At 35.4% G+C, this 16,839-nt stretch carries 18 protein-coding genes and 1 other annotated feature; of the genes, 14 read left to right on the top strand and 4 right to left on the bottom strand.

Annotation, left to right across the window (positions count from 1 at the left end):
* The first annotated feature begins 17 nt into the window (after window positions 1-17).
* The 6 genes from nadE to RGB74_RS09700 all read left to right on the top strand — a co-directional run bounded on the left by nadE (window position 18) and on the right by RGB74_RS09700 (window position 5,505).
* A complete protein-coding gene (nadE, locus tag RGB74_RS09725; protein ID WP_310759122.1) occupies window positions 18-839 on the top strand; it encodes an NAD(+) synthase in 822 nt (273 codons plus the stop codon).
* 88 nt (window positions 840-927) lie between these two features.
* Complete coding sequence (locus tag RGB74_RS09720) at window positions 928-1,179, top strand: hypothetical protein (protein WP_310759121.1); 252 nt, start codon at window positions 928-930, stop codon at window positions 1,177-1,179.
* 114 nt (window positions 1,180-1,293) lie between these two features.
* Window positions 1,294-2,559: an MDR family MFS transporter gene (locus RGB74_RS09715; RefSeq protein WP_310759120.1), complete on the top strand. Its 1,266-nt coding sequence runs from the start codon at window positions 1,294-1,296 to the stop codon at window positions 2,557-2,559.
* 164 nt (window positions 2,560-2,723) lie between these two features.
* Window positions 2,724-3,593, top strand: coding sequence for a D-amino-acid transaminase (dat, locus tag RGB74_RS09710; RefSeq protein WP_310759119.1), 870 nt, complete (start codon window positions 2,724-2,726; stop codon window positions 3,591-3,593).
* An 18-nt stretch (window positions 3,594-3,611) separates the two neighbouring features.
* Window positions 3,612-4,184 (top strand): DUF502 domain-containing protein, encoded by a 573-nt coding sequence (locus tag RGB74_RS09705; RefSeq protein ID WP_310759118.1) that lies wholly within the window; start codon window positions 3,612-3,614, stop codon window positions 4,182-4,184.
* A gap of 97 nt (window positions 4,185-4,281) precedes the next feature.
* Window positions 4,282-5,505, top strand: coding sequence for a DUF2515 family protein (locus tag RGB74_RS09700; protein ID WP_310759117.1), 1,224 nt, complete (start codon window positions 4,282-4,284; stop codon window positions 5,503-5,505).
* Here RGB74_RS09700 and RGB74_RS09695 read toward each other — a convergent pair.
* On the bottom strand, window positions 5,494-5,907 hold the full coding sequence (locus RGB74_RS09695; RefSeq protein WP_310759116.1) for a hypothetical protein: 414 nt from the start codon (window positions 5,905-5,907) through the stop codon (window positions 5,494-5,496). The genes RGB74_RS09700 and RGB74_RS09695 overlap by 12 nt on opposite strands.
* 158 nt (window positions 5,908-6,065) lie before the next feature.
* Here RGB74_RS09695 and RGB74_RS09690 point away from each other — a divergent pair, with 158 nt between their 5' ends.
* On the top strand, window positions 6,066-6,728 hold the full coding sequence (locus tag RGB74_RS09690; protein ID WP_310759115.1) for a GDSL-type esterase/lipase family protein: 663 nt from the start codon (window positions 6,066-6,068) through the stop codon (window positions 6,726-6,728).
* 118 nt (window positions 6,729-6,846) lie between these two features.
* On the opposite strand, the gene proC is transcribed toward RGB74_RS09690, so the two are convergent.
* Window positions 6,847-7,686, bottom strand: a complete 840-nt coding sequence (gene proC, locus RGB74_RS09685) for a pyrroline-5-carboxylate reductase (protein ID WP_310759114.1) — start codon at window positions 7,684-7,686, stop codon at window positions 6,847-6,849.
* 162 nt (window positions 7,687-7,848) lie between these two features.
* Here proC and RGB74_RS09680 point away from each other — a divergent pair, with 162 nt between their 5' ends.
* Window positions 7,849-8,232 carry a group-specific protein gene (locus tag RGB74_RS09680; protein WP_310759113.1) on the top strand — a complete coding sequence of 128 codons (384 nt, stop codon included), beginning with the start codon at window positions 7,849-7,851 and terminating at the stop codon, window positions 8,230-8,232.
* 4 nt (window positions 8,233-8,236) lie between these two features.
* On the opposite strand, the gene RGB74_RS09675 is transcribed toward RGB74_RS09680, so the two are convergent.
* On the bottom strand, window positions 8,237-9,061 hold the full coding sequence (locus RGB74_RS09675) for a GDSL-type esterase/lipase family protein (protein WP_310759112.1): 825 nt from the start codon (window positions 9,059-9,061) through the stop codon (window positions 8,237-8,239).
* Window positions 9,062-9,137: 76 nt separating this feature from the next.
* Here RGB74_RS09675 and RGB74_RS09670 point away from each other — a divergent pair, with 76 nt between their 5' ends.
* Window positions 9,138-10,103 carry a DMT family transporter gene (locus tag RGB74_RS09670; RefSeq protein ID WP_310759111.1) on the top strand — a complete coding sequence of 322 codons (966 nt, stop codon included), beginning with the start codon at window positions 9,138-9,140 and terminating at the stop codon, window positions 10,101-10,103.
* A 78-nt stretch (window positions 10,104-10,181) separates the two neighbouring features.
* On the top strand, window positions 10,182-11,144 hold the full coding sequence (gene msrA / locus RGB74_RS09665; protein ID WP_310759110.1) for a peptide-methionine (S)-S-oxide reductase MsrA: 963 nt from the start codon (window positions 10,182-10,184) through the stop codon (window positions 11,142-11,144).
* A 17-nt stretch (window positions 11,145-11,161) separates the two neighbouring features.
* Here the strand turns inward: msrA and RGB74_RS09660 are convergent, their stop codons facing one another.
* Complete coding sequence (locus RGB74_RS09660) at window positions 11,162-12,523, bottom strand: MATE family efflux transporter (protein WP_310759109.1); 1,362 nt, start codon at window positions 12,521-12,523, stop codon at window positions 11,162-11,164.
* A gap of 87 nt (window positions 12,524-12,610) precedes the next feature.
* Between RGB74_RS09660 and RGB74_RS09655 the strand changes: the two genes are divergently transcribed.
* The 4 genes from RGB74_RS09655 to rarD all read left to right on the top strand — a co-directional run bounded on the left by RGB74_RS09655 (window position 12,611) and on the right by rarD (window position 16,833).
* Window positions 12,611-12,883 carry a Rho GTPase-activating protein gene (locus RGB74_RS09655; RefSeq protein ID WP_310759108.1) on the top strand — a complete coding sequence of 91 codons (273 nt, stop codon included), beginning with the start codon at window positions 12,611-12,613 and terminating at the stop codon, window positions 12,881-12,883.
* Between the two features lie 55 nt (window positions 12,884-12,938).
* Window positions 12,939-13,137, top strand: a binding site (T-box leader).
* Between the two features lie 57 nt (window positions 13,138-13,194).
* Window positions 13,195-14,877 (top strand): arginine--tRNA ligase, encoded by a 1,683-nt coding sequence (gene argS / locus RGB74_RS09650; RefSeq protein ID WP_310759107.1) that lies wholly within the window; start codon window positions 13,195-13,197, stop codon window positions 14,875-14,877.
* A gap of 15 nt (window positions 14,878-14,892) precedes the next feature.
* Entirely contained in the window at window positions 14,893-15,807 is a 915-nt protein-coding gene (locus RGB74_RS09645) for an aminoglycoside phosphotransferase family protein (RefSeq protein WP_310759106.1), read from the top strand.
* 87 nt (window positions 15,808-15,894) lie between these two features.
* Window positions 15,895-16,833 (top strand): EamA family transporter RarD, encoded by a 939-nt coding sequence (rarD, locus tag RGB74_RS09640; protein WP_310759105.1) that lies wholly within the window; start codon window positions 15,895-15,897, stop codon window positions 16,831-16,833.
* Window positions 16,834-16,839 lie beyond the last annotated feature (6 nt).

Raw genomic sequence — 16,839 nt, 5'->3', positions numbered from 1 at the left:
TTAAGGTGGCGATATTCATGGAACTTCAAAAAGAAATCATTAAAGAACTTCTTGTAAGACCTGAAATAGATGCTAAAGAGGAAATTAATCAAAGAATAAAATTTCTAAAAGATTATGTGAAAACATCGGGTGCAAAAGGATATGTTCTGGGAATAAGCGGTGGTCAGGATTCCAGTCTAGCAGGGAAGCTAGCACAGATGGCAATGGAACAGCTTCGTGAAGAGTCAGGACAAGAATATAGATTTATAGCTGTCAGACTTCCGTATGGAATTCAGCAAGATGAGGATGATGCTCAGAGAGCTTTATCTTTTATTAAACCTGATGTATCACTTTCAGTAAACATTAAGTCGGCTGTTGACGCTTCTATTCAAAACTTTTCAGATGCGACTGGTAAAGAGCTTTCACATTTTTTAAAAGGCAATAATAAAGCACGTGAACGTATGAAAGTACAATATGATATTGCAGGAGCTTATCAATCCCTTGTTATCGGGACAGACCACGCTGCAGAAGCAATAACCGGTTTTTTCACTAAACATGGTGATGGTGCATGCGATGTTGTGCCATTAACCGGTCTTAACAAACGCCAAGGAAGAGCGTTATTAAAAGAGCTTGGTGCAGAAGAAAAGATATACTTAAAAGTCCCGACTGCTGATTTAGAAGATGATAAACCATTAATCCCGGACGAAACAGCATTAGGAGTAACTTACGAAGAAATAGATGACTATTTGGAAGGTAAAGAAATATCTCAAGAATCAAAAGAGAAAATTGAAAAACGGTTTCTAATAACAAAACATAAGCGTCATCTTCCAGCTTCTTTGCACGATAAATGGTGGAAATAATTTCGGCACCTGGTAAATCCAGGTGTTTTTGTTTTGAGTCAATTAGGTTATACTGAATTTTGGAGAAAAGGGAGAGGGGACAATAAATTTGAGCAAAACAGCAAAAACAATCATAATTCTTGGAACCATATTTTTAGTGTATTTTGTCTTTAACACGATCAGTCGTGAGAATACACGGAAAGAAAAAATAAATGCCATTGACGAGCACTTTAAAAAATCGTTTAAATTAGAAGAAGAATTAAAAGATCAATATGATGATGACTTTTTAATTAGTATGGATAAGACTTACTATATCGTAACTGTAAAAAATAATAAGGTCGTTAAGACTGTAAAACAATAATTTTTAAAACCGCTGAAATGTGCGGTTTTTTTAAAACGAATAGATTGACATTATATTACTTTTTTTCATATAGTTAGAAAGTTATCTATGCTTTCGTAAAGGTGAGTGCTGATCATGCGTTTTAGAGACTTTCATTCCAATATCAAAATCAGAATTATCGAATCATTGATTTCTGGTTCGATTGGCGGGATGATTTATCCGTTTATGGCTATTTACTTAGCCGACAGAGTAGGAGAAACATTAACTGGAATACTTCTTATCGTTAATATTTTTGTAGGATTTATAGTCGGATTTTATGGAGGATACTATGCAGATTTGATGGGTCGAAAGAAAATAATGGCCTATGCAGAGTCTCTTCGGTTCGGTGGGATACTTGTTATGGCATTAGCAAATAGCCCGTTAGTAACATCAGATACGTTTGCAGCCTACATCACAATCGGGATGATGATGGTTAACAGCATTTGCTGGGGCTTGGCAGGACCTGCATCTCAAGCGATGTTAATCGATGTTAGTACTCCGGAAAACCGAAAGTTTATGTATGGTATTACTTATTGGACTAGTAATCTGTCTATTGCAATCGGAGGATTGTTAGGAGGCTTTTTGTTTAAAAACTATCTTTTTGAACTACTTTTAGGATTAACTGCTACCTCACTATTGTCTGCAGTTCTCGTTGTCTTTTTTATTAAAGAAACTTACATTCCAGTTCAAATAGAATATAAAATTAAACCTAATGTTGTTAAAGAAATGTTTTCAAATTACAAACAAGTCTTTAAGGATTCAGTCTTCATTAAATTTACATTTGGTTATTTACTTATTCTATCGTTAGAGTTTCATTTAACAAACTACATATCTGTTAAACTCAGCAAAGACATGCCAACACAAGATCTATTACAATTTCATATAGATGGAGTACAAATGTTAGGTATCCTACGAACTGAAAATACCGTTCTTGTTGTTTTGTTAGCTGTATTCATCAGTAGAATAATCAACCGTTTTAAAGATAAGAATGTTTTATATATAGGGTTAATTACTTATTCCATTGGATATCTTGTTATTTCATACAGTAACTCCGTTTGGTTGCTCCTATCTGTGATGATAATCGCGACCATTGGGGAGTTAATGTATGTACCTGTTAAACAGGCTTATATGGCAGAAATTCCGCCTGAAGATTCTCGAAGTGCCTATATGGCAGTAAGCGGTATGATCTTTAATGGAGCAATGGTCATCGCGGCATTGAGCATTACACTCGGCCATTATATATCACCACTTGGAATGACTGCTCTTTTTACCATTTGTGCAGTTACTGGTTTCTTTTTATTTAAATCTACTGTACCTGAGTTAGATAAAAACAGGGAACAGATGAAAAGAGCAACAGCTTAGATTAAATGACTTATATCGAGTCATCTTTTCATTGAAGAATAATGCCGTAGAACACCACAATAATGAAAATCAAATGAAAGTGACTCTTGAATGGAGTCACTTTTTCATTTACAGTAGATGAAAGCTCAATTGTATACATATTATATTGATGAGGTGGTAAAACAATGGAAAATTCATATGTTCTATATCATGACCAAATCATAAAAGGTGGTTCGATTCCTGTAGATCCAGAAGATAGAGGCTATTTATTCGGAGATGGCATTTATGAAGTCGTTTTTGTATATGACAGAAAACCATTTGCTTTCGATGAACATTTTGATCGTTTCGTTCAAAGTGCAAATAAATTAGAACTTGCTTTACCTTACGATATTCCAACATTTAAACACCTGACTGAAGAGTTAATTGAGAAAAATGATGTACAGAACGGAATGGTTTATATTCAAATGACAAGAGGGGTTGCTCCTCGGAATCATTTGTATGAACGAAATATGCAGAGTATTGTAACAGGTTATGCGAAATCGGTAACTTTAGAGTCAATCAATCAATCACAGACTAACGGAATTGAAACGTATCTAACAGAAGACATACGCTGGCTGCGCTGTGACATTAAAAGCTTAAATCTATTGGGAAATGTAATGGCTAAAAGAAAAGCAGCTGATTTTGACTGCCAGGAAGCGATTCAGCATAGAGATGGCGTTGTTACTGAAGGATCGTCATCAAATGTCTTTATCGTAAAAAACGGAACTTTACAAACACACCCTGCCACTAATTTAATTTTGAATGGGATAACCAGACAAATCGTTTTACAAATTGCTAACCAGCTTCAAATCCCTTTCATAGAGCAAACCTTTTCAGTGGCTGATCTTATTGCAGCGGATGAGGTTTTTATTACGAGTACAACAATGGAAGTTACCCCTGTCGTTAAATTAAAAGGACAGCAGGAGCAAACATATAAGATAGGCCCTGTTACATCTGAACTGCAAAAAAACTTTAAGACTAAGATCGAGAATAGTGCATCTAAATTAAAATCTTAAAATAAGTAAGAGGAAAACATGAAGACATTAATTAAGTATTTTATCAATGGTTTACTGACAATCCTGCCAATCGTTCTAGCTGTTTATATTATCTACAAAATCTTTACTTTCTTAGACAGCATTCTAGGGAACTTATTGAAGGATGTATTAAAAGAAGATTATATTCCTGGAATTGGTTTAATTACAACAATCGTACTCATTACATTTCTAGGATGGATGTCCACCCAATATGTTTCTGGGAAGATATTCAGACTCATTGATCGGATATTAGAAAAAACACCTTTTGTAAAAACCGTATACACAGTCATTAAAGATACCATTCATTCTTTTTTTGGAGAAAAGCGCTCATTTTCTACCGTTGTCCTTATAGAATACCCTGAAATCGGTATGAAAAGCATTGGATTTATTACGACGGAAGAACTGAGCAGTCTTGGAAACGAATTAGAGGGGCATGTTGCTGTGTACATTCCGCAAACCTTTCAAATTGCTGGCTTTACATTTCTTGTGCCAAAAGAGAAATTAAAAATTCTAGATTTAAAACCAGAAGAAGCAATGAAATTTTTGTTATCTGGCGGCGTTGCAACAAAATAGCATGTATAAAGCACCCGTGGTATGAAGCGGGTGCTTTGTTGTGTATGTATACGTTATCGTTACATATATTGTACGTATATAAAGGTGGTGTTAACTTTTGAGAAGCTCAAAAAGGATACTCACAAAATTAACACTTATTCCGGTTCATTTTCTTGTTCAATCTCTTAATAAATTTAAAAAAGAATCGAAAATATGGAGGATTGATGAAACACAGTACGAGAAACTCAAACAAAAGTGGATTGAACTTGGAGCTGCAAGGATTGTTCCTGCTGTTCATTTTCATAAACATCATTCTACTTTGATTCATCAAATAAAGTGCGAAACGAAGCATTATAATCAAAATAATATAACGAGAACGGCAGCTTACCTCACTTTTTTTAAGAAGCATCCTGAAATACATTGGTCGTTTTTGGCCCATATGGTTTCTCGTAATGCTGGCTATTTTATGAGCGATTTGAAAGGGGAATTTCTTCCGCACTTAATGAAAAACTCCGTTGCTGAACAATTATATTTGATGCTTGAAAAGGGGAACAGCTTGATTTTTCAAGATGCCTTTCCACAGTTGCTTTTATATGAAGAAAGTAAAAAAAAGAAGCAATCCCTTTTTTATTTATGTAAACATTTTAATGTATCTCTATTTATGGAAGGGGTGTGGGAGTTGTTCTTTGCAGGGGATGCCAGTCCACTTTTACCAATTGCTCAGATCATTAATGAACAAAGTCATATTGAACAACATTTAATTCAGTCAAAAGAATTCCAGTTTTTAAAAAAGAGTCTTCCATTCCGGTTTCAAAATTGGCTGCAATTATCACAGATTATTTTCCCCGTCATTCCACTTAAGAATTCTACTGGAAAAACAATGAAAGACTTTGATCGCTTGAATAAGAGGATTTCGTTAGGGAAAAACCTTTATGTTCTTCTTTTTCAAAAAAAGTTTTATGATCGTATTTTCAAGTTTGCGTGCATTCAAACTCATACTGGATCGAGAAAAGATTATGATCCAGAAGTATTTTCAAATAAATCATTTCAGAATGAGATAGTTAAAGAAAAACTCTCATTTTTCAAAACAAAGAATGCTCAAATATACAGTCCAGAATTATTGAAAGTATGGAAGGAAAACTATACTGGACCATTTTTTCCCTCGAATTGGTTTGCAAATCAAAAGATAGATATTTCTTTATTCAGTCTAGAGAAGACAATGAAACATACTATTTGGCTCACATATTGGGCGGGTCTTCATAAAACAGAGGCTGCTTATCTATTAAAAGCGTATTTTAAGCAAAAAAAAAGATGCCTGATTAGCTGGCATCTATTTAAATAAGGAAAGTATGCTTCCCATCTGTTGAGCAAGACCCATTAATTGATTTGCTCCACCCATAGCTTTGCCGAACGTGAGACCAGAACCCTGCTGTTGATTATTAGGAGCCATCATCATTTGATTTTGTTTACCTGGCGGCTGCATAAACGGCATCCCCATACCAGGACCAGGCATCATAGGATACGGCATGGCACCTGGGGGCATCATTGGCGGCATATAAGGCATAAATCCTTGACCGTAGTTTTGAGTATATGGCTGCGAAAATGATGGCGGAACTGCTGCAGAAGCTTGGGCGTATGGGGGACGGTCAGGTATTACTGGACTTTGTGAAAAAGCCTTTGCTGAAGGAGTGGAAAACGGATCATACCCTCCATATGGGTACATTCTTACAAATTTCTCTTTCAAAAAAAATCACCTCAAAATAGTTTCAATATATGTATATTCAACTTTTTAAAAAGGGACATAATCCTAATGCTGAAGTGATGAAAACGCCCTGTCCATTTTTGTCTTACATCATATTTATAGTAGTAAAGATGTGAGACTGAAACGGAGGGAAAGGAATAATGCCAAAAAGAAAAAAAAAGCATTACGATTGGCTCTTAACAGCAATTGGTGATTCCTTAACCGTCGGAGTAGGGGCACCGATATTAGGAAAAGGATATGTTGGAAGATACGTAAACTTTACTGAAGGTCTTTTTAATAAACAAATTCTTGTTAACAATTTTGCATTAACCGGGTTAACATCAGAAGAAATTTTATATTCGATAAGAGATAAAACAGTAATACGATCTATTCAAAAATCGAAAATCATACTTTTAACAGCGGGAGGAAACGATTTAATCCAAGCAGGAGTTAAATATTTCTTAACGTTTGAAGAAAATCCGTTGTATGAGGCATTAGAGAGATGCAAAAAAAATATCAAAAAAATGGTTAAGTATATTATAAAAATCAAAAGGAAGGCGAAGGAACCATTTATCATTAGAATATGTACTTTATATAATCCATATCCTAACGTTAAAAAAGCTGTTAAGTGGGTGACTCTTTTTAATAAATATATAAAATGCTTAGAAAAATTCCCATGTGTTAAAGTGGCTGATTTGTATGAAGCGTTTATAGGAAGAGAAAGGAAGCTTGTTTCATTTGATACAGTTCATCCAAATAAAAATGGATACCAAGTAATTGCTGTAGTTTTATATGAATTAGGATTTTCTGAATTTGAAAAATAGCTTGTTAAAAGGGTCTGTTGTACAGTGGTATTATATAAACAAAATCTTATTACAAAATCTTTAATAAAATCCATAAAAATAGACGCACTATACTTTTTAGCCAGTGCGTCTTCTTTATTTATTTAACTGGTACTTTTTCGAATTCTTCGCGCAATGTTTTAGAGCGCTCTGCTGCGTTCTCGACAGCAGCTTCTATAGCTTTTCCACCGCCATTTTCTTCTAGTGCGAGAAGTCCCGCTGCAGTTGTACCATTTGGTGATGTTACTTTTCTCCGTAAATCTGCAGGAGAATTACTTGTTTCAATAACCATCTTACTTGCACCGTACAAAGTCTGAGCTGCAATATCACGAGCTATTTCACGATCCATACCATTTTCTACAGCAACTTCTTCCATATGCTCAAGAAGATAGTAAAAGTAAGCTGGACCGCTTCCCGCTATCCCTGTAAATAGGTCCATATGTTTTTCAGAAATGACTTTAACTTTACCAATCGCTTCAGATAATTCTTGAGCTAAATCCAAATGTTCGTTATTTACATATTGACCCGCACTAATGCCTGTAATCGATTCCCCAATCATACTGGATGTGTTAGGCATTACTCGGATAACAGGCAGCTTTTTGCCGATAATTTCTTCCATAAATCCAGTAGAGATTCCAGCTAATACTGAAAGAACAATATGGTGATCCTGAAGATTTGGTTTCAATTGTTCTAATACCAATTCTGCTTGTTTTGGTTTTACCGCAAGAATAATCACATCTGTATTACTTATTGTTACTTCATCAAACGAAAGAGAATTGATTCCGTATCTATCAATGAGTTCAATTCTTCTTTGAATATTAGAATGATTTGCCGCAGTAATCTGCTCAGGTGCAATACCTTCTTTATTGATCAAACCTGATATCATTGATTCAGCCATAGATCCTGCACCAATAAAAGTAATATTTCTGTATTTAAGCATGCAACCCCTCTTCCAATTTTTTGTTTGTTCGTTTTTAATAAATGAATATAAGTTCTTATGTTAACATCTTCACAAAAAGTTGCAAGTCATTCTATCCTTTATTACAAGAATGTAATATGATTTTTACAATACATAAATCTTCAATAAAGGAAAGGGAATATTATGAATTTTTATATAGCTTCAGGCTTTCAAAATAAGATACGTATACAAGACATGGCATCAGAAATCCAAAAATTATTAGGTTGGAATCTTACATACGACTGGACACAAAACGGGAGAGCGATAACTTTGGAAGATCTAGCCCGTATAGGTACAAAAGAATATGAAGGAGTTATGAATTCAGATGTTGTCATTGTCATTCTCCCAGGAGGTAAAGGTTGTCATACAGAATTAGGAATTGCACTTGGAGCACAAAAATGCATTATTCTGTATGACCCTGAAGAAGTACTTGGAAATTATATAGAAGCGACTACTTTTTATTATTTATCGAACATAAAACATTGGAGTGGGAAAGTTCACGAACTAAATGATTTAATTAAGGCGTAAAAATTTATTGTTCCGTTTTATAAGAATGATTTTTGAACACCGTAATTGTTTTTTCTGCTATACGGTCATAACCTTCTTCGTTAGGATGAATGGAATCATATAGCCATTTTTCCATATCTTTAGTAGGAAGTGCTTCGCTTACAGGAACTACTAAGGCAGGTTTGTTGGATAGGGCGGTTTCATAAGCGATAAGGTTCCAATCATTTAATAACTTTTCACTTGCCGGATAATAGTTTTTCTCAGCATTCACAACGTTGTAAAGCTCATTCAATACTAGAATAGCATCAGTATTTTGTGAACGGATAACCATAAAAATATCCTGCAGATTTTTCTCATATTCACCTTTAACTCGATCATAACCTTGGATTGCTTTAAGCGGTCCTTCTGTTTTGGCAACTTGAACAATATCATTTCCTCCAATATTAATTGAAATGATATCTGCTTTTCGAACTGCTTCCAAAACTGCCGGCTGCTTCAGTTGATTCACTAAACCTTTACTTGTTGCGCCAGAAACACCTAAGTTTTCAAGTTCAAATTCCTTGCCCGTAAGGTTTTCTAAACTTTTGTTAACTTTAACAGGAAATCCACCTTCATCAGATCCTCTGCCTTGTGCAACGGAATCACCTAAAACGATGTGAACAAAACTTTTTTTAGGACTTTGTTTTAAATGCTCGAGATAAGTTTCCTGTTTCGTTTCTTGTTTTTCATTCTGTACAACCATCGATTCTTTCTTTATCTGATTTATTTTATACTGTGGGTAGTAATACCATCCAGCAGTTCCGACAATCAGCAATAAAAGAAGGATAGTGAATATATATCTTTTTTTCATAATTCCTCCTATGTTTCATTTCTAATAATGTAATATAATAACATAATTTTATTTAGAAAGAATAGGGTGACATTGCTTGAAAAATCATTCGCTCAAAGTTCCTGTTTTTATCCCAATTATAATTGGTATTATCGCGATTTCATTTTCATCCATCTTTGTGAAATGGTCGTCAGCTCCGGTTTCTGTACAAGCTATGTACCGTCTGCTGATCACCTTAATCCTTATGATTCCATTTGTGTTGAAACAAAGTAACTGGCTAAAAAAGATTACGATAAAAGAGTACGGACTGTTAATTTTATCTGGTACATTTTTAGCTTTTCACTTTCTGTTCTGGATGGGTTCATTAAAGTTAACAACTGTTGCCAGTTCAACTATACTGTTATCTTTGCAGCCTGTTTTCGTAATGGTTGGTGCGTATTTATTATTTAAGGAGAAGACAACGAAACCTGCTTTAATGAGCATGTTGGTGGCAATCATCGGAGCCATTTTAATTGGCTGGGGTGACATTGGGATCTCTTTTACAAATATAAAAGGAGATATTCTTTCCGTTTTAGGCACGATTGTTGTAGCCATCCATATGCTGATTGGTCAGAGTCTCCTCAAATCAATACCATCAACATTATATAGTTTTATTGTCTTCTTAGCTGCTGTGATTGTTTTTACTATATATAATCTGACATTACATATTCCAATGACAGGGTACTCCCGAATCGATTGGGGTATATTTATATTGCTTGCAATAGTACCGACTGTGTTTGGTCACGTTCTATTTAATTGGCTGTTAAAACGAGTAACAGCTGCTACGATCTCAATGGCTATTTTAGGAGAGCCGGTTGGTGCTAGCCTCCTCGCGATTATTTTACTAAATGAAACATTGTCATTTACTCAATGCATTGGGGGACTTATCGTTCTGCTGGGACTTTATTTCTTTTTACAAAATACACGGAAAAAAAGTAAAAATAACAATCCCGCAATATTAGCAAAGCCAGTAAACACCGGACCTATTATTAAAGATGAAAAAAGGCATACAGGAATTCACTGATTGTGAGTTCCTTTTTCTGTTCATTTTAATCTTATTCTTATATGATGAGATTAATATATTTAAGAGGAGTTTGATTTCATGAATAATTATGAAATAGCTACTTTTGCTGGTGGCTGCTTTTGGTGTATGGTTACACCTTTTGAAGAGTGGCCAGGAATTATTAAAGTTGAATCCGGCTATACAGGTGGTCATAAGGAAAATCCTTCTTATAACGAAGTGTGCAGTGAAACAACTGGTCATTTTGAGGCGGTACAGATTACTTATGATCCAACAGTCATTTCATACGAAAAAATAGTGTCGGTCTTCTGGAAACAAATTGATCCAACCGACGAGGGCGGACAATTTTATGATAGAGGGGACTCTTATCGTACAGCCATTTTTTATCACGATGAAAAACAGAAAGAAACAGCAGAACGATCTAAACAAGAGCTTCAAGAAAGCGGCAGATTTTCTAAACCTATCGCCACACTAATTATACCTGCCAAAACGTTTTACACAGCTGAAGAATACCATCAGGATTATCATAAAAAAAATCCGTTCCATTATAAACGTTATAGAACAGGGTCAGGACGTGATCATTTTATTAAAGAACATTGGGAAGATAAAAAGAAAAAAGAAGAAGTATTAAAAACACTAAACCCAATTCAATTTAATGTCACTCAAAATGATGCGACTGAACCTCCTTTTCAAAACGAATTTTGGAACCATACAGAAGAAGGGATCTATGTTGATATTGTCTCAGGAGAACCGCTTTTCAGCTCTCTTGATAAATTTGACAGCAGCTGCGGATGGCCGAGCTTCACAAAACCCGTTCGATCATCAAATGTTGATGAAAAAGAAGATCTTTCTCACGGCATGATACGAACAGAAGTTAGGAGTAAAGATGCTGATTCACACTTAGGGCATGTATTTACTGATGGTCCAAGAGAAAAAGGCGGATTGCGCTATTGCATCAATTCTGCCGCTTTACGTTTTATTCCAAGACAAAAATTAAAAGAAGAAGGCTATGAAGAATACGAAAAGCTTTTTGAAAATAAATAAACCAGCCACCGGCTGGTTTATTTTTGTTTAGATGAAGAAAAGGCGTGAGATTGTATATATTTAAGACGCAAAAATAAGATGATCGCTCCAGCAGATAATCCTGAAATAAGACCGATCCAATACCCATATGCACCGTGTGACGTATAATTTGCTAAATAATAACCGACAGGCAATCCAAGTACCCAATACGATATAAACGAGAGAAAAAAGGTTACATTGACATCCTTATATCCTCTTAGTGCACCTTGTATCGGAGCACCAATAGCATCTGCCAGCTGAAAAAATACAGCAAACCATAAAAAAGATTTGGTTAATTGTATAACATCTTTTTGATTGGAATAAATCCCTGCTACTTGTTCATCAAAGATAATTAACAGAGCAGAAAAGAGAACTGCAAATGAAAGAGCAGTAATGATTCCGATCGTGCTATATTGAGCTGCGTCTTTATACCGCTCTCCACCTACCTCAAATCCGACTGCGATTGTTAATGCCATTGCAATACTTAGAGGAATCATGTATAAAAATGAGGCAAAATTTAATGCTGCCTGGTGAGCAGCGATTGTAACAGTATTAAAATCACTCATCAATAAAGTTACGGCAGCAAAGATACTAACCTCAAAGAAAATAGAGAACCCAATTGGCACTCCTATTTTAAGCTGTGCTTTCCAAGATTTTAAAGAAGGTCTATAAACAGTTCTAAATATCTGATATTTCTTAAATGGTTCCACTTTAAACAAGAGTAAAATGGTAATAACCGCTGTTATCCAATAAGAAATAGATGTTGCAACACCTGCACCAATACCGCCAAGTTCAGGAAAACCTGCTTTACCAAAGATGAATAAGTAATTAAAGAAAGCGTTAACGGGTAAAGCAATAAGTGTGACGATCATTGTAATTCTAGTATGACCCAGCGCATCAATGAAAGACCGCAGTGCTCCATATATAAAGAGCGGTAAGATCCCAAAAGATAGGGCGATTAAATAACCCTTAGCAACTCGTTCAACTTCATGCTCCAGTGACATTAATTGCAGCACTGGGTCCAAAATGAAAAATCCAGCTAAGATAACGCAAATTGAAATCACAACTGCTAAATATACGGCTTGCGTCACAGCAATTGGTACATGCTTATTATTTCGGGCTCCTTCGAGCTGGGATACAATCGGAGTCAGCGCCATTAGAATACCATTTAGCCCAGTAAAGATCGGTACCCAGAGACTTGAGCCAATGGCAACACCAGCAAGTTGATTTGCACCTGAATGACCGCTCATTACTGTATCAAGAAAATTCATAGCATACAGGCCGAGCTGAGTAATTAAAACCGGTATGACCAAGAACAAAAATCGTTTATATTTTTCTTTTAACGTACTTGTTTGGAACATATTCATACTTCCTTTATTGTTTTAACCTGACAATTTAAGCTAATGCATTATATCATACTATTATGAAATATATACAAAGGAGCCATTATGAGTGTCCAATTTTTGTTTGAAGTAAATTCCGTTCAGCCTGGAAATTTCCCAAATGAAAAAACAGTCCAGGTCTCAGTGGAACTGATACATAAACAAAACGGGGAAACACTTTTTACAGGGATAATACCCGTAAAAGTAACAGAGCATGGAGTATTTGTCTCCGTCAATGCCATATCATCTGCATTCACATCGAAATACTTGCGTACAGAAACAATGTTTCGTTTAAAACGTTACATAAAAAGAATGAGAAATTACTTAGATTTTGATTAATTGGAATATGTTGACTTTTGTAGGGGCACCTCATATAATATGTTAAAAATATACATGAACATTTATGAAAAAGAGAGTAGACTGCATGCTTGTTTAAGCAAGCTGGGGACGATGGAAGCCTGGTACAATCTGCAGTTGAAACGCACTTTGGAAATGCTTTTCTGAATTCATAGGAAAAGCCGGGACTCCCGTTAAAAGTTTAAGCGGCCTTAATGGGCAATGAGAGTGGTACCGCGGATTAGTCCGCCTCTTCTATGTAAATAGAAGAGGCGTTTTTTTATTTACCGGATGTAAACTAGGAGGATGAAAAAATGAACGAGAAAAAGCAGTTTGCCATATTTCTAAAACAAAATATAAAAGATGAATTTAATGTAGAAGAAATTGAAGCATTAATCGAAAAACCAAAACAAATTCAACAAGGTGATTTGGCTTTTCCGTGCTTTCAAATAGCTAAAATTCACAAATGTCCTCCAAATAAAATTGCTCAGACATTAGCAGCTGGAGAGCTTCCAGAAACTTTCAGCAAAGTCGAAACGATCGGGGGCTATGTGAATATCTTTTTCAATAAAAAAAGAGTCGTTCACGGGTTGTTAACGAAAATTTTAACAGAAGATGATAAATTCGGCAGTCATACTTTAGGAAAAGAAAAAACGATAGTCATGGATTTATCTTCACCCAACATTGCTAAACCGTTCTCTATGGGACATCTCCGCTCGACCGTAATAGGTTCTTCTATAGCTGCAATCAGTGAAAAATGCGGCTATAAAACAATAAAAATAAACTATATTGGAGATTGGGGTACGCAATTCGGCAAATTAATTTCAGCCTATTTAAAGTGGGGGGACGAGTATGCAGTTAAAAAGAATCCTATTCCAGAACTGCTTTCACTTTACGTCCGCTTTCATGAAGAAGCAGAAAAAGACCCTGCTTTAAATGATGAAGGCAGAAAATGGTTTAAGAAATTGGAAGATGGCGACGAAAATGCGAGAGATTTATGGGTTTGGTTTAGAGAAGTTTCTCTAAAAGCATTTCAACAAATATATCAATTATTAAATGTGAACTTTGATTCATACAATGGTGAAGCTTTTTACAACGACAAAATGGAAAGTACAGTTAATCAATTAAAAAAGCTCAGCCTGTTGGAAGTATCGGAAGGAGCAGAAGTCGTAAGAGTAGGAGATGAACTACCTCCGTGTCTTATTAAGAAATCTGACGGTGCCACACTTTATGCGACACGTGATTTAACCGCAGCCATATATAGAAAGAATGTCTATGATTTTGATCATGCATTTTATGTTGTGGGACATGAACAATCTTTGCACTTTGAACAGGTAAAACGAGTGCTGTCCAAAATGAATTACAATTGGTCAAACGATATGGAGCACATCCCATTCGGACTAATTTTACAAAACGGAAAAAAGATGAGTACCAGAAAAGGAAAGACCGTCTTGTTGGAAAATGTACTCTTAGAGGCCATTAAACTTGCCGAAAAAAACATTAAAGAAAAGAACCCAGATTTGACGGATGTAGAAGAAGTAGCAAGACAAGTCGGGGTAGGAGCGGTAATCTTCCATGACTTGAAAAATGAGAAAGGAAACGATGTAGAATTTTCTCTCGATCAAATGCTGAAGTTCGAAGGTGACACAGGACCATATATTCAATATTCAGCCGCAAGAATACAAACATTATTAAGTAAAGGGAATTTTGACGGAAATCTGCCAGATAAAGTGTCAATTGAGGATGAAAGCTGGGAGTTAGTAATGGCGCTGAACGATTTTCCTGACATTGTTCATTCCGCGTTTAAACGAAGAGAGCCATCGGTAATTTCTAAATACGCTTTAAAGCTTGCACATAAATTCAATCATTATTATGGAAGTGTCAAAGTCTTGGGAAGTAATGAGGCTGCAGAAAGAATGGGATTATGTGCATGTATTCTCATTGTCTTAAAGGAAAGTTTACGATTGTTAGGTGTTCAAACTCCTCAAAAAATGTAAGGAAGGAACAAAATTATGAAAGAAATTAACTGGTCTCCTAAATTATCAAATTGGATTATTAGACATTCTGTTCTTTCAGATGTGAATTATATAGAGCAGCTTAAAGGAGCTACTTCATCCAAACTCTTTTTGATAACAGATAACAATAAAAAGAAAGCCGTCATTCGATTTTATACAAATCATGATTGGAACAACCGTGAACCAGATCTTGCTAAACATGAGGCATTTTCATTACAAACAGCAGAGGAAAGCTGCATTAACACTCCATCTCTATTTGCATATACGTATAACAATGATATTACACAGTATCCTGCTGTATTAATGAGCTATCTTCCTGGAGAGATCATCTTGCCCAAAAACGATAAATCTCAATGGCTTAAGGAGTTGGCAAATTTACTGGCTGATTTTCATAGAACAGCCAGCCACAAGCCATTTCCTTGGAGCTATTATCCTTATAATAAAATTGATTCCATAACCATTCCATCTTGGTCTAGACATACAAATGAGTTTAAAGAAACACTTGAACTAGTAAAATCTTATACCCCTCACTTCAATTCAGGATTTATTCATAGAGACTTCCACCCGGTTAATGTTATGTGGGAAAACGGAAAGGCAACCGGTATTGTTGATTGGCCAAATGCTTGCTATGGTCCAAAGGAAGTCGATATCGGGCATTGCCGATTAAATCTTGCATTGCTTTATGGAGTTGATGAGGCTGCTTTATTTTTAAACTATTATAAAGAAAGTTCACAAATAGAGATTCCTGATCAATCCTATTGGGATTTCATAACTTTATTGGACAGTCTCCCGGACCCGGGTGTTTATGAACCATGGGTTGATTTTGGAATAGGCGGTTTAACTGATGATTTAATTAAAGAGCGGTGGGATACTTACTTTACTACCATTCATAAAGAAATTTTAAGATCCTAATGTTTTCAGTTTACTTTTCTGGTAAATTCCTAACATTCCGTTATATAATCTTATAATCTTAAACCCAATCGGAATCGAGGGAAATCGATGAAAACATTAAATGAACAAACAAAAGGAATATGGTATGCTGCGATCTCTTATTTAATATGGGGATTCCTACCGCTTTATTGGAAGCCATTGAATATGGTAGGGTCTGGAGAAATATTAGCACATCGGATCTTTTGGTCATTCGTATTAATGGTAGCCGTAATGTTTTTATTAAAAAGAACAAAAGGTCTTAAGAGAGATTTTATTCTGCTTTTTTCGAGTAAAAAACAATTTCTTTCCGTTTTTATTGCTTCATTATTAATAAGCGGAAATTGGCTTTTGTACATTTGGGCTGTAAATGCTAACCATGTAGTCGAAGCTAGCTTAGGTTATTATATTAATCCTCTTGTGAATGTCGTTTTAGGAATGCTCGTACTAAATGAACGACTAAACAGCTGGCAGCTTACTTCATTTGTAATCGCTGCTTGCGGTGTTTTCTTATTAACTTGGCAATACGGAAAATTTCCTTGGGTAGCTGTATCATTAGCTCTCTCTTTTGGCTTATACGGACTTGCAAAGAAGTTAGGGAGTTTTGACTCTTTAACTGGATTAACATTTGAAACGATGTTCGTTGTGCCTTTAGCGTTTATTTATTTAGCAATTATCGAATGGAGTGGTACAGGTTCTTTCATAATGGGAGGATTGAATACAACCATTTTATTATGGGGAGCTGGACTAGTAACTGCCGTCCCGCTAATATGTTTTGCACAAGGCGTTAAGAGGATCACGATGACCATGACTGGTTTCCTGCAATACATTGCTCCAACGATTATGCTGCTTCTCGGTGTATTCCTTTATCACGAAACTTTTTCGGTCATTCATTTAATTTCCTTTACTTTAATTTGGGTGGCACTCCTTATATTTACTATAAGTAAAACAAAATGGGCAAATTATCTTATAAATCGTAAAAAACAAAATTCACTTTCTGCGAAAATATAGTATAAT

Source organism: Bacillus sp. NEB1478, from assembly GCF_031582965.1.
In the GTDB taxonomy this organism is placed as follows: domain Bacteria; phylum Bacillota; class Bacilli; order Bacillales; family Fictibacillaceae; genus Fictibacillus.
Note: the sequence above shows the minus strand (reverse complement) of the source record. Positions and strands in the feature narration are given on the sequence as shown.